Here is a 13,866-nt window from a genome sequence, read left to right on the forward strand (position 1 = left end):
CAGGTGCGCAGCACCCTTCGGCGTAGCCGAAGGCGCGAGATGTAGACTTGCGCAGCAAGTCGGAGGCCGCGCGGGCCCGGAAGACGCCGAAGCGAAGGGACCCCGAAGCGCAGCGTAGGGGCCGTATGAATGGAGCGAGCGGTTTTTGGTTACTTTTTTCCAAGAAAAAAAGTAACCCGCCGTAAGGGCGGAAAGGTGACTACGCGTCGACATAACAAATGAATGCGCATACAACTTTCAAAACAAACCAACAAACCAACAAACCAACAAACCAACAAACCAACAAACCAACAAACCAACAACTTACCCTGCCCCCATAAAAAAACCCGCACCACTCTCATGGCACGGGTTCTCTCAAACCACAAATCACCCCAGAACGATCAACGCTCCAGCAAAATCCGCAGCATACGACGCAGCGGCTCTGCCGCGCCCCACAGCAGCTGGTCGCCCACAGTGAACGCCCCCAGATACTGCGACCCCATGTTCAGCTTACGCAGCCGCCCAACCGGAATGTTCAACGTACCAGTCACCTTGGTAGGGCTCAGCTCCTGCATGCTGATCTCACGCTGGTTCGGCACCAGCTTCACCCAAGGGTTGTGCTGGCTGATCATCCCTTCGATATCGGCCAGCGGCACATCCTTGTTCAGCTTGATGGTCAGCGCCTGGCTGTGGCAACGCATGGCACCGATGCGCACGCAGATACCGTCGACCGGGATCGGGCTCTTGAAACGCCCGAGGATCTTGTTCGTCTCGGCCTGGGCCTTCCACTCTTCACGGCTCTGGCCGTTCGGCAGTTCCTTGTCGATCCACGGGATCAGGCTGCCGGCCAGCGGCACGCCGAAATTCTCGGTCGGGTAGCCTTCGCCACGCATGGCCTCGGCAACCTTGCGATCGATGTCAAGGATGGCGCTGGCCGGATTGGCCAGGTCATCGGCCACCGCCGCGTGGGTGGCGCCCATCTGCTTGATCAGCTCGCGCATGTTCTGCGCGCCGGCACCCGAGGCCGCCTGGTAGGTCATGGCGCTCATCCACTCGACCAGGCCAGCTTCGAACAGGCCGCCCAGGCCCATCAGCATCAGGCTGACGGTGCAGTTGCCGCCGATGTAGTTCTTGGTACCGGCATCCAGCTGCTGGTCGATGACCTTGCGGTTGACCGGATCGAGGATGATCACGGCGTCGTCCTGCATGCGCAGCGACGAGGCGGCGTCGATCCAGTAACCCTGCCAGCCCGCTTCGCGCAGCTTGGGGAAGACTTCGTTGGTGTAGTCGCCGCCCTGGCAGGTCAGGATGACGTCGAGGGTCTTGAGCTCTTCAATGTTGTAGGCGTCCTTGAGCGGGGCAGTTTCCTTGCCCACGTTCGGACCCTGGCCACCCACATTGGAGGTGGTGAAGAACACTGGCTCGATCAGGTCGAAGTCCTGCTCTTCGAGCATCCGCTGCATGAGCACGGAACCGACCATTCCACGCCAACCGATCAGACCTACACGTTTCATCGCAACTACACCTTTGCTAAAAGTGGGCCGCCACCGGGAGTTTTTGGTGGCGGGCCAGAGAGATTACAGATTCCGCAGCGCTGCGACTACTGCGTCGCCCATTTCCTGCGTACCGACTTTGGTGCAACCGGCAGACCAGATGTCACCGGTGCGCAGGCCCTGGTCCAGGACCAGGCTGACCGCCTGCTCGATGGCCTCGGCCGCCGCCTGCTGGTTGAAGCTGTAGCGCAGCATCATCGACACCGAGAGGATGGTCGCCAGCGGGTTGGCGATGCCCTGCCCGGCGATGTCCGGCGCCGAACCGTGGCACGGCTCGTACATGCCCTTGTTGTTGGCATCCAGCGATGCCGAAGGCAGCATGCCGATGGAACCGGTGAGCATGGAAGCCTCATCCGACAGGATGTCGCCGAACATGTTGTCGGTGACCATCACGTCGAACTGCTTGGGCGCGCGCACCAGCTGCATGGCGGCGTTGTCGACGTACATGTGGCTCAGTTCGACGTCCGGGTAATCCTTGGCCACGTCCTCGACCACTTCACGCCACAGCTGGCTGGAAGCCAGGACGTTGGCCTTGTCCACCGAGCACAGCTTCTTGCCACGCACGCGGGCCATGTCGAAACCGACGCGGGCAATACGGCGCACTTCGCTTTCGCTGTACGGCAGGGTGTCGTAGGCCTGGCGCTCGCCGCCTTCCAGCTCGCGCTGGCCGCGCGGGGCACCGAAGTAGATGCCGCCGGTCAGTTCGCGGACGATGAGGATGTCCAGGCCGGAGACGATTTCCGGCTTGAGCGACGAGGCATCGGCCAGTTGCGGGTAGAGGATGGCCGGGCGCAGGTTGGCGAACAGGCCCAGTTGCGAACGGATCTTCAGCAGGCCGCGCTCAGGGCGGATGTCACGCTCGATCTTGTCCCACTTCGGGCCACCCACGGCGCCCAGCAGCACGGCGTCGGCCTGACGTGCACGCTCCAGGGTCTCATCGGCCAGCGGCACGCCGTGCTTGTCGATGGCGGCGCCGCCGATCACGTCGTGGGCGAGGCTGAAGCCGAGCTGGAACTTGTCGTTGGCCAGCTCCAGCACCTTGACCGCCTCGGCCATGATTTCCGGGCCGATGCCATCACCTGGGAGAATCAGAATCTGCTTGCTCATGCTTTCCTCTATCCATCAAAGCGACGCGGCCGCCTCGGCCCCGTCGTGAATAATCAGCGTTCGGCCCAGAGTACCAGCACATCGGTGCTGAACGAGCCATCGGCCTCAATCTGGTAATACTGCCGCACTTCCTCGCCCATGGCTTGCTGCAACTGGCGGATCGCCACGCGCAACGGCTCGGGGGTGCGCATGCGCTCGACCCAGGAGCTCCATTCCAGGCGCAGGCGCTGGCGGGTGTGACTGCGCACATGCAGGCCGGCCTCGCTGACCTGACGCTGCCATTCGGCGGCGCTATAGTCGCGTACGTGGCTGGTGTCGCGCAGCACTTCGACCGTCTGCAGGTAGGTATCGAGCAGCGGGCTGCCAGGCGACATGACGTCGATGAAGGCCGCCACCCCGCCCGATTTCAGCACCCGACGCACTTCGCGCAGGGCCAGGCCCAGGTCGCTCCAGTGGTGCGCCGAATAACGGCTGAACACGTAGTCGAAGCTGGCATCGGCGAACGGCAGGCGTTCGGCGGCGCCGCGCTCGGTGGTGATATTGGCCAGGCCGCGCTCGGCGGCGGCGCTGGCGACCACGTCGAGCATGGATTGCGACAGGTCGTAGGCGACCACTTCGCTGACCAGCGGGGCAACGTGGAAACTGACATGACCGGCACCGCAGCCCAGGTCCAGCACGCGGGCCGCACCCTGCCCTGCCAGCTCGGCCTGCAGCAGGGCGAATTCGCTGCCCTGGGCGTGCACGGTGCTGCTGAGGTAGGCGCTGGCCTGTTCGCCGAACTGGCGCTGGACGACATCGGTGTGGGCGGTGCTGGTCATATCGAAATCCTTTGGGCTTTTTGTTGCTTGTTCCGGCCTTTTCGCGGGGCAAGCCCGCTCCCACGGGCATCACCTCTCCCTGTGGGAGCGGGCTTGCCCCGCGAAGAGGCCAGTACTGCTAACTACAAACTTCAGGCATCGCGGAACAGCCAAGGCTGGCTAGCGCGGTGCTTGCCTTCGAATGCCTTGATCGCGTCGCTGTCCTGCAGGGTCAGGCCGATGTCGTCGAGGCCGTTGAGCAGGCAGTGCTTGCGGAACGCGTCGATCTCGAACTTCAGCACCTTGCCATCCGGGCGGGTCACGGCCTGGGCATCGAGGTCGATGGTCAGCTGGTAGCCCGGATTGGCCTCGACCTGCTTGAACAGCTCGTCGACTTCAGCGGCATCGAGAATGATCGGCAGCAGGCCGTTCTTGAAGCTGTTGTTGAAGAAGATGTCGGCAAAGCTCGGCGCGATCACGCTGCGAAAACCGTACTCGTCCAAAGCCCATGGCGCGTGCTCGCGGCTGGAGCCGCAACCGAAGTTCTCACGCGCCAGCAGCACGCTGGCACCTTGGTAGCGCTTGTGGTTGAGCACGAACTCTTCGTTGACCGGGCGCTTGCTGTTGTCCTGGTAGGGTTGGCCCACGTCCAGGTAGCGCCACTCATCGAACAGGTTGGGGCCGAAGCCGGTGCGCTTGATCGACTTCAAGAACTGCTTGGGGATGATCTGGTCGGTGTCGACGTTGGCATGATCCAACGGCGCGACGAGGCCAGTGTGCTGGGTAAAGGCTTTCATGCTGCGCTCCCTTGGATCAACTCGCGGACATCGATGAAGTGGCCGGTCACCGCGGCGGCGGCGGCCATGGCCGGGCTGACCAGGTGGGTACGCCCACCGGCGCCCTGGCGGCCTTCGAAGTTGCGGTTGGAGGTGGACGCGCAGTGCTCGCCGCTCTCCAGGCGGTCCGGGTTCATCGCCAGGCACATCGAGCAGCCAGGCTCACGCCATTCGAAGCCAGCTTCGAGGAAGATCTTGTCCAGGCCCTCACGCTCGGCCTGGGCCTTGACCAGGCCCGAGCCCGGCACGACGATGGCCTGCTTGACGCTGGAAGCGACCTTGCGGCCCTTGGCGATTTCGGCCGCTGCGCGCAGGTCTTCGATGCGCGAGTTGGTGCACGAGCCGATGAACACACGGTCCAGCTGGATATCGGTGATCGCCTGGTTGGCACTGAGGCCCATGTACTTCAAGGCACGCTCGATCGAGCCACGCTTGATCAGGTCGGCCTCGGCGGCCGGGTCCGGCACACGCTGATCGACGGCCAGGACCATCTCGGGCGAGGTGCCCCAGCTGACTTGCGGCTTGATCTGGCTGGCGTCCAGCTCGACCACGGTGTCGAACACGGCGTCGTCATCCGACACCAGGTCTTTCCACGATTCGACCGCTTGCTTCCATTGCTCGCCTTTCGGCGCGTACGGGCGGCCTTCGACGTAGGCGACGGTGGTCGCATCGGTGGCCACCAGGCCCACACGGGCGCCAGCCTCGATGGACATGTTGCAGATGGTCATGCGCCCTTCCATCGACAGCTCGCGGATGGCGCTGCCGGCGAATTCCATGGCATGGCCGTTGCCGCCAGCGGTGCCGATCTTGCCGATCACGGCCAGGACGATGTCCTTGGCGGTCACGCCGGCAGGCAATTGGCCCTCGACGCGCACCAGCATGTTCTTCATTTTCTTGGCGACCAGGCACTGGGTGGCGAGCACATGCTCCACCTCGGAGGTACCAATGCCGTGGGCCAGGGCACCAAAGGCGCCGTGGGTGGAGGTGTGCGAGTCGCCGCAGACCACGGTCATGCCCGGCAAGGTCGCGCCCTGCTCGGGGCTGATGACGTGGACGATGCCCTGGCGTTCGTCGTTCATCTTGAATTCGACGATGCCATATTCGTCACAGTTCTCATCGAGGGTCTGCACCTGCAGGCGCGACACCTGGTCGACGATGGCCTCGATACCGCCCTTGCGCTCTGGCGTGGTCGGCACGTTGTGGTCGGGCGTGGCGATGTTGGCATCGATGCGCCACGGCTTGCGATTGGCCAGGCGCAGGCCTTCGAAGGCCTGGGGCGACGTCACTTCGTGGATGATGTGGCGGTCGATGTAGATCAAGGATGAGCCGTCATCGCGGCGCTTGACCTCATGGGCTTCCCAGAGTTTGTCGTAGAGCGTTTTGCCAGCCATCAGACTGTTCCTCATCAGCGTCTTTCTATGCCAAAGACCCCTTGGCTTGTACGGACGATGCTATGGCGATAGATTGAATAACTCAAATTCATAATTTTCATGCTTTGCATAACCATCGGGAATCTGAATCGTGGACCTGGCCAACCTCAGCGCTTTTATCGCGATTGCCGAAACCGGCAGCTTCTCTGGCGCGGGCGAGCGCCTGTTCCTGACCCAGCCGGCCATCAGCAAACGCATCGCCGGGCTCGAGCAGCAACTGGACGTACGCCTGTTCGACCGGCTGGGGCGCGAAGTGAGCCTGACCGAAGCCGGCCGCGCCCTGCTGCCCCGTGCCTATCAGATCCTCAACGTGCTCGATGATACCCGCCGCGCGCTGACCAACCTGACCGGGGAGGTGAGCGGTCGCCTGACCCTGGCCACCAGCCACCACATCGGCCTGCACCGCTTGCCACCGGTGCTGCGGGCATTCACCCGGCAGCACCCGGCGGTGGCGCTGGATATCCAGTTCATGGATTCAGAAGCCGCCTACGATGAAATCCTCCATGGCCGCGCCGAAATTGCCGTGATCACCCTGGCGCCCGAGCCGCATCACCTGGTCCGGGCAACCCCAGTGTGGGAGGACGCCCTGGACTTCGTCGCCGCGCCCGAACACCCGCTGGCCAGCAGCGGCCAGGTCAGCCTGGCCGACGTGGCCCGGCACCCGGCGGTTTTTCCCGGCGGCAACACCTTCACCCACCACATCGTCCAGCGCCTGTTCGAAAGCCAGGGCCTGACGCCGAACATCGCCATGAGCACCAACTACCTGGAAACCATCAAGATGATGGTTTCCATCGGCCTGGCGTGGAGTGTGCTGCCACGTACTATGCTGGATGAGCAGGTGGCGTCCATCGCCCTGCCCGGCATACAGCTGTCGCGCCAGCTAGGCTACATTTTGCACACAGAACGCACGCTATCGAACGCGGCCAGGGCCTTCATGGCCCTGCTCGACAGCCACGCGGGGCCCGCCTGACCGGTCGTCAGTACGGCAGTACACTCCTCAAGGACGCGACATCCGCCAAAGGTCTGGTACCGATGCCCAAATCAGCAAACCGCTTTCCGCGCCTGCCGCGCATCCCTGCGGTCGATCCCCAGGAATCGGAGCAGGCCTGGCAGAATGCCCCGCAACTGCTGGCCGCACTCAACGGCGCGAACCTGGGCGCCTGGCTATGGGATATCGAGAGCGGCCGGGTCAGCTGGTCGCGGGGCACCCAGGCGCTGTTCGGTTTCGACCCCCAGCGCCCACTGCCCAACGATGTCGACTACCTCGACCTGCTGCCCGATGAAGACCGTGCCCGCACGCGCCAGGCGTTCCAGGCCGTGGTCAATGGCGAACCCATCGAGCAGGCCATGCGCCACCGCATCCGCTGGCCGGACGGCAGCGTGCACTGGCTGGAGATCAACGGCAGCCTGACCCACGACGTCCACGGCCGACGCCAGATGATCGGGGTGATCCGCGAAATCACCCGCCAGCGCGAGCGGGAAAACGCACTGATCAACTCGGAAAAGCGCTTCGCCACCCTCTTCCACCTCAGCCCCAACGCCATCCTGCTCACCCGTCGCCACGACGGCCTGATCATCGAGGTCAACCAGCACTTCGAACATATGTTCGGCTGGCCAGGCGCCCATGTGGTCGGCAAGACCAGTGTCGAGCTGGGCCTGTGGGTCAACCCTGAGCAGCGCCACCTGGTGCTGGAGGCCACCCGCGCCGGCAGTGGCCCGCTGACCATGGAGGTGCAGTTCCGCGCCACCAGCGGCAAGATCCATGACGGTATCCTCTGCACCCAGGGCATCGAACTGGAAGGCATCACCTACCTGATCAGTACCTTTGTCGACACCACCGAGCGCAAACGCGCCGAGCAGGCGCTCAAGGACAGCCAGGAACGCCTTGACCTGGCGCTGGACTCGGCCCAGTTGGGCACCTGGGACTGGCACATTCCCAGCGGCATGCTCTATGGCTCGGCCCGCGCCGCCCAGTTGCACGGGCTCGACCCGGTGCCGTTCCACGAGTCCTTCGATGCGTTCTTCGAAGGGGTGCCCGAACACGAGCGCAACTCCATGCGCCAGGCTTACCGCAGCCTGCGCGAGGGACCGGCCGGCAACTACCAGATCACCTACCAGGTACAACTGGACAACGGCGCCACGCGTTTTATCGAAAGCCGCGCGCGGCTGTACCGTGACGAGCAGGGCAAACCGCTGCGCATGGCCGGCACCCTGCTGGACATCACCGACCAGGTAGAGCGCGAACAACGCCTTACGGCCTCGGAAGAAAAATTCGCCAGCCTGTTCCAGGTCAGCCCGGACCCGATCTGCGTGACCCGCCAGGACACCGGCCAATTCATCGAGATTAACCCGGCCTTCAGCCAGACCTTCGGCTGGAGCGCCGAGCAGGTGCTGGGCCGTACCGCGGGGCAGTTGGGCCTGTGGGCCGAGTCGGCCGAGCGCGCCCAGCGCATCGAACGGGTGATCCGCGACCAGGCCCTGAGCAATGTGGCGATCGGGGTCAACCACCGCAACGGCGGGCCTTTGACCTGCGTCATCTCCAGCCGCCTGATCAGCGTCGACGGCCAGGCCTGCAGCGTCACTACCCTGCGCGACATCACCCAACAGCAACGCGCCGAGGCGGCGCTCAAGGCCAGCGAGGAGAAATTCGCCAAGGCGTTCCATTCCAGCCCCGACGCCATCACCATCACCGAGCGACGCAGCGGCCGCTACCTGGAAGTCAACGACGGGTTCTGCCGGCTGACCGGCTACAACGCCAGCGAGGTGGTCGGCCGCACGGTCTATGAACTGGGCATCTGGGCCGACGACAAGCAACGCAGCGCCCTGCTCGGCGAGCTCAAGGCACGAGGCCGGGTCCATCACCGCGAGATGCTCGGGCGCAACAAGCGCGGCGACATTCTCACCGTGGAAGTGTCGGTGGAGCCGATCAGCCTCAACGAAGTCGACTGCCTGTTGCTCACTGCACGGGATGTCAGCCTGCTGAAGAACGCCCAGGCGCAGATTCGCCACCTGGCCTACCACGATCCGCTGACCAACCTGCCCAACCGCGCTCTGCTGATGGACCGCCTGAGCCAGCAGATTGCCCTGCTCAAGCGCCACAACCTGCGCGGCGCCTTGCTGTTCCTCGACCTCGACCATTTCAAGCACATCAACGATTCGCTCGGCCACCCGGTGGGCGACGCCGTGCTGAAGATCATCACGGCCCGCCTGGAAGCCAGCGTGCGCCTCGAGGACACCGTGGCACGCCTGGGCGGCGATGAGTTCGTGGTATTGCTCAGCGGCCTGGAAGGCAGCCGCGAACTGGTGGAAAGCAAGGTCCGCGAGCTGGCCGACACCCTGCGCGAACTACTGGCCGAACCCATGTCGCTGGATGGCCAGCGCCTGCAGGTGACCCCCAGCATCGGCGTGGCGCTGATCCCGGACCACGGCGCCACCCCCGCCGACCTGCTCAAGCGCGCCGACATCGCCCTGTACCGGGCCAAGGATTCCGGGCGCAATACCACCCAGCTGTTCCACACCACCATGCAAAAGGCCGCCAGCGAGCGCCTGCGCATGGAGAACGACCTGCGCCTGGCGCTGGCCCGCGGCGAGCTGGCCCTGCATTTCCAGCCCCAGGTCGATGCCCGTGACAATCACATCGTCGGCGCCGAAGTGCTGTTGCGCTGGCACCACCCGCAACTGGGCCAACAGCCGCCGTCACAGTTCATCCAGGTGCTCGAGGAAAGCGGGCTGATCCTGGAAGTGGGCAGTTGGATCCTCGACGAAGCCTGCGACGCCTGCGCGCGCATGCTCGAGGACGGCCTGATCGACGCCGACGACTTCAGCCTGTGCGTCAACATCAGCCCCCGGCAGTTCCGCCAGAACGACTTTGTCGCACGGGTGCTGCGCAGCCTCGACGACTACCGCCTGCCGCGGCACATGCTCAAGCTGGAGATCACCGAAGGCATCGTCATCCAGAACCTGGAAGACACCATCAGCAAGATGCGCGAGCTCAAACGCTATGGCGTCAGCTTCGCCATGGACGACTTTGGCACGGGCTACTCGTCACTCACCTACCTCAAGCGCCTGCCGGTGGATGCACTGAAGATCGACCAGACCTTCGTGCGCGACGCGCCGGTCGACCCGAATGACGCCGAGATCGTCCGCGCCATCGTCGCCATGGCGCGCAGCCTGGGCCTGGCGGTGATCGCCGAAGGTGTCGAGTTGACCGAGCAACTGGAGTTTCTGGAACGGCTAGGCTGCCACCTGTACCAGGGCTACCTGCACAGCCGACCGCTGCCGCTGCCGGAGTTCCGGCAGATGCTGCTGGAGGCGCCGGCGGATTATTGAAAGGGCCTGGCAACCGATAACGTGCGTGGGAGCGGGCTTGCCCCGCGATGGCGACATGAGACTCAACATCGCCATCGCGGGGCAAGCCCGCTCCCACGCCATTCACATTGCATTCATCTCCTGCACAAAACAAAAAGGGCACCCGAAGGTGCCCTTTCGTTCATCCCATGCGAACTCAGTTCAGCGCAGGCTTGTCGCCATTGATCGGGATGCGCTTGGCCTTGGCCTCTTCCGGCACCACGCGCAGCAGTTCGATGCTGAGCAGGCCGTTGGCCAGGCCGGCGCCTTTGACCTCGATGTGGTCGGCCAGGCGGAACGACAGTTTGAAGGCGCGCTGGGCGATGCCCTGATGCAGGAAGGTGACGCCTTCGTTGCCGTTATCGCGTTTGCCACCAGATACGGTCAGGACGCCTTTTTCGACCTGCAGGTCGAGGTCCTGTTCCTGGAAACCGGCAGCGGCAACCACGATGCGATAGTGGTCTTCACCATGCTTTTCCACGTTGTAGGGCGGGTAGCTGCTACCGGCCTCGTTGCGTGCTGCAGCTTCGAACAGGTCGTTGAAACGGTCGAAACCGACGGAGTTGCGGAAAAGGGGTGCGAGAGAGAAAGCGGTAGTCATGGTCATAAACTCCTGAGATTCAGCAAGTAAGTCACTACGCGACCCGACTTCGGCATCGCGTACTCAAAGAGATATGGCCGGGCAAAACGCTTTCAAGGGCCCTGCTGAAAATTTTTGCTGGCGTGCAAACGCAATCGCGGGGCAAGTCGGAGCGCCGAACCGCCGCTCCCACGAAGTGGACTGCCCTCAAGGGTTGGCTTCTTGGGGGCAGTCCAAAGTACCCCTCGTGGGAGCGGCGGTTCGGCGCTCCGACTTGCCCCGCGATAAAGGCGGATCAGGCTACGCAGGCTTCAGCAAACGACGCCTGACACCCCAACAACCCGCTGATCCGCTGGCAATCATCCTCACGCCGCAACTCGGCAAACAACGCCACCGCCTCCGGATAGCCCCGGGTCAGCATCGCCAGCCACTGCTTCATGCGCCCCGGCGCATACCGCGGCGACAGCTTGGCCTGCGCCTGACGCCAGAACTCGCGCAGCAACGGCAGCAGCTCGTCCCAGCTCATCGGCTGGTAATCACGGCCATCGCGTGCAGCGGCGATCTGCAGGGCCAGGTCCGGGCGCGACACCAGGCCGCGACCGAGCATGATGTCCTCGGCGCCACTCACTTCACGGCAGCGTCGCCAGTCGTCAACGGTCCAGATCTCACCATTGGCGAATACCGGCACCTTGACCACGTCCTGCACCCGCGCCACCCACTCCCAGTGGGCCGGCGGCTTGTAGCCCTCGACCTTGGTCCGCGCATGCACCACCAGGTGCGCCGAGCCGCCTTCGGCCAACGCCGTGGCGCACTCCAGCGCGCCATCCGGGCTGTCGAAGCCCAGGCGCATCTTGGAGGTCACCGGAATATGCGCCGGCACGGCGCGGCGTACCTCGCGCACGATGGCATGCAGCAACTCCGGCTCCTTGAGCAGCACCGCCCCGCCACGCGACTTGTTGACGGTCTTGGCCGGGCAACCGAAGTTCAGGTCGATCACCGGCGCCCCCAGCTCGCAGGCCAGCGCCGCGTTCTCGGCCAGGCACACCGGGTCCGAGCCGAGCAGTTGCACGCGCATCGGCACGCCGGCCGCAGTGCGCGCCCCTTGGCGCAGTTCCGGGGCCAGCTTGTCGAACGAGGATTCCGGCAACAGGCGGTCGCAGACGCGGATGAACTCGGTGACGCACCAATCGATGCCACCCACCCGGGTCAGGACGTCGCGCAGGATGTTGTCGACCAGCCCCTCCATCGGGGCCAGGGCAATTTGCATGTGAGGGTCTCGGGGCGCAAAAGGCGGCAGTCTAGCAAAAATCCGCCGCTTTTCAGTTGCCGATCAGCGCCGCGCCATAGCCGTCGAGGAACTCCGCCGGCATGCGCCTGGGTTTGCCGGTGGACAGCTCGATGCAGGCGAAGGTGGTGTGCGCGCGCAACAGGGTGACGCCGTCGCTCGGGCGCTTGAGCTGGAAACGCCGGGTCATGCGCAGGCGCTGGTCCCAGTCGACGATCCAGGTAGCCAGTTGCAGCTCGTCATCTTCGTAGGCGGCAGCGAGGTAGTCGATCTCGTGGCGCACCACGGCCATGGCCCGGTCCAGGCGACGGTACTCGGCCAGGTCCAGCCCCAGGCGCTGGGAATGGCGCCAGGCGCAGCGCTCGAGCCAAGTGACGTAGACCGCATTGTTGGCGTGGCCGAGGCCGTCGATGTCCTCATTGCCGACGCGAAGGTCGATGGTGAATGGTGCCGCCAGATCCCAGCTCATGCCCGCTCCTGGTTGTTCGTGAACGGGCAGAGTGTAACGGATGCTCAGGCGCTTTGTCGGGCGCGCTCATTGGTGCGCGCCAGCAGTTCGAGTACCGCCTCGCCCAGCCGCGGGTCGGCCAGCACGCGCACGTGGCCACCCTCTTCGAGCAACAGCAGGCGGCTGTCGAACCAGGCCTTGTGAATGACCTGCGATTCACCGGCTGGCACCAGCACATCATCACTGGCATGCACCACCAGGCCCGGCAGGTCCAGTTGATAAGCGGTGACATCCAGACGCGCAATCTGCACGCCGATATCACGCTCGACCTGGCGAATGAAGGCCGCCCTGGCCCGCGCCGGCAACCCCAGGTTCCGGGCGAAGCCGCGCATCACCCCCAGCAATTGGGCTGGCGCGGCAATACTCACGGCTGCTTCGGCACGCAACCCCCACTGCAGGGCCAGCATCACGCTGGCGCCCCCCATGGAATGACCAATCACCGCGCGCAGCGGCGGCAACTCGGCCGCAGCCTCCAGCAAGGCGCGGGCGAACAGCACCACATGGGCCTGATGCCCTGGCGAGCGCCCATGGCCCGGGCCTTCCAGCGACACCACGGTATGGCCGGCGGCGACCAGGGTTTCGATCAGTGCGGCGAACTGGGTAGGCCGCCCTTCCCAACCGTGCATCAGCAACACAGTCGGCCCTTGCCCCCAACGCAGCGCCGACAGCCCGAAGCGCAGGGTGATGCGTTCGGCGCGAGCCAGTAGCGGCAGTTCCCATTCCCTCGGTGGCAGGGTGCGTGGGCTCATGAAGGCGCGGCGCATCTTGCCGGCGACGTGTTCAGGGGCCAGGTGGCCGAGGGTGCCGTTGACGCCACGAATCCAGCTCAGGGTACTCATCGCCATGCTCCAGGAATGAATGTGCTCAGATCACCGCCGATTTGGCGGCACGCAGGATGCGATCGGACAGTTCGCCAGTGCCCAGGGCTCGCGCCACGGCCAGGCCACCCACCATCAGGGCGAAATCGGCCAGGGCCTTGTCCATGTCTTCGGGGCGGTCGACCATCTGCGCAGTCATCAGCTCGATGTGCTCGACCAGCACTTCACGGAAAGCCTCTGGCAGGCGCTGCATTTCGCCGAGTGCATTGGGCAGCGGGCAGGCCGCCACTTCTGCGTCACGGTGCTTGCGCGAAAGATAGAAAGCGGCAACCAGCGCGCGACGGCCAGCACCGTCCAGGTTCGGGTCGACCCCGGCGAGCAGGGCCCGGCGCTCGGCCAGCAGCTGGCTGAAGGCCTCCAGCATGAGCTCATCCTTGCTGTCGAAATGGGCGTAGAAGCCACCCACGGTCAGCCCGGCGGCGCCCATGACCTGGCTCACACTGGGTTCGGCCGGCCCGTGCTGGATCAACGCGCCACGCGCCGCTTCAAGAATGCGTTCGCGTGTCTTGCTCTTCTTGTCGCTCATGGCTCACCTCAAAATATTATGATAGACATATTATGCTTAT

General features: G+C 64.5%; 12 protein-coding genes. 2 read left to right on the plus strand and 10 right to left on the minus strand.

Annotation, left to right across the window (positions count from 1 at the left end):
• Positions 1–380: 380 nt before the first annotated feature.
• The 5 genes from asd to leuC form a co-directional block, all read right to left on the minus strand.
• Positions 381–1,493, minus strand: coding sequence for an aspartate-semialdehyde dehydrogenase (gene asd / locus RTH46_RS22745; protein WP_110996459.1), 1,113 nt, complete (start codon positions 1,491–1,493; stop codon positions 381–383).
• Between the two features lie 63 nt (positions 1,494–1,556).
• Positions 1,557–2,639, minus strand: coding sequence for a 3-isopropylmalate dehydrogenase (gene leuB / locus RTH46_RS22750; protein WP_153789266.1), 1,083 nt, complete (start codon positions 2,637–2,639; stop codon positions 1,557–1,559).
• 53 nt (positions 2,640–2,692) lie between these two features.
• Positions 2,693–3,457, minus strand: coding sequence for a class I SAM-dependent methyltransferase (locus RTH46_RS22755; protein ID WP_316906695.1), 765 nt, complete (start codon positions 3,455–3,457; stop codon positions 2,693–2,695).
• Positions 3,458–3,588: 131 nt separating this feature from the next.
• Positions 3,589–4,233: a 3-isopropylmalate dehydratase small subunit gene (gene leuD, locus RTH46_RS22760; RefSeq protein WP_316906696.1), complete on the minus strand. Its 645-nt coding sequence runs from the start codon at positions 4,231–4,233 to the stop codon at positions 3,589–3,591.
• The gene (leuC, locus tag RTH46_RS22765) at positions 4,230–5,663 is read right to left on the minus strand and encodes a 3-isopropylmalate dehydratase large subunit (protein WP_316906697.1); all 1,434 of its coding nucleotides are present in this window, start codon (positions 5,661–5,663) and stop codon (positions 4,230–4,232) included. The genes leuD and leuC overlap by 4 nt, the downstream gene beginning before the upstream one ends.
• A gap of 130 nt (positions 5,664–5,793) precedes the next feature.
• Between leuC and RTH46_RS22770 the strand changes: the two genes are divergently transcribed.
• On the plus strand, positions 5,794–6,672 hold the full coding sequence (locus tag RTH46_RS22770) for a LysR family transcriptional regulator (protein ID WP_153789263.1): 879 nt from the start codon (positions 5,794–5,796) through the stop codon (positions 6,670–6,672).
• A 62-nt stretch (positions 6,673–6,734) separates the two neighbouring features.
• Entirely contained in the window at positions 6,735–10,031 is a 3,297-nt protein-coding gene (locus RTH46_RS22775; RefSeq protein ID WP_153789262.1) for a PAS domain S-box protein, read from the plus strand.
• Between the two features lie 175 nt (positions 10,032–10,206).
• Here the strand turns inward: RTH46_RS22775 and RTH46_RS22780 are convergent, their stop codons facing one another.
• From RTH46_RS22780 to RTH46_RS22800, 5 genes are all read right to left on the minus strand, one after another.
• Positions 10,207–10,650: an Hsp20 family protein gene (locus RTH46_RS22780; protein WP_110996452.1), complete on the minus strand. Its 444-nt coding sequence runs from the start codon at positions 10,648–10,650 to the stop codon at positions 10,207–10,209.
• Positions 10,651–10,924: 274 nt separating this feature from the next.
• Positions 10,925–11,896, minus strand: a complete 972-nt coding sequence (locus RTH46_RS22785; protein WP_316906698.1) for a tRNA dihydrouridine synthase — start codon at positions 11,894–11,896, stop codon at positions 10,925–10,927.
• Between the two features lie 52 nt (positions 11,897–11,948).
• Positions 11,949–12,383 carry an acyl-CoA thioesterase gene (locus RTH46_RS22790; protein ID WP_125463250.1) on the minus strand — a complete coding sequence of 145 codons (435 nt, stop codon included), beginning with the start codon at positions 12,381–12,383 and terminating at the stop codon, positions 11,949–11,951.
• A gap of 44 nt (positions 12,384–12,427) precedes the next feature.
• Entirely contained in the window at positions 12,428–13,261 is an 834-nt protein-coding gene (locus tag RTH46_RS22795) for an alpha/beta fold hydrolase (protein WP_316906699.1), read from the minus strand.
• Between the two features lie 25 nt (positions 13,262–13,286).
• Positions 13,287–13,826, minus strand: coding sequence for a TetR/AcrR family transcriptional regulator (locus RTH46_RS22800; protein ID WP_316906700.1), 540 nt, complete (start codon positions 13,824–13,826; stop codon positions 13,287–13,289).
• Between the last annotated feature and the right edge of the window lie 40 nt (positions 13,827–13,866).

It is taken from the genome of Pseudomonas sp. zfem004 (genome assembly GCF_032621715.1).
Lineage (GTDB): Bacteria > Pseudomonadota > Gammaproteobacteria > Pseudomonadales > Pseudomonadaceae > Aquipseudomonas > Aquipseudomonas sichuanensis.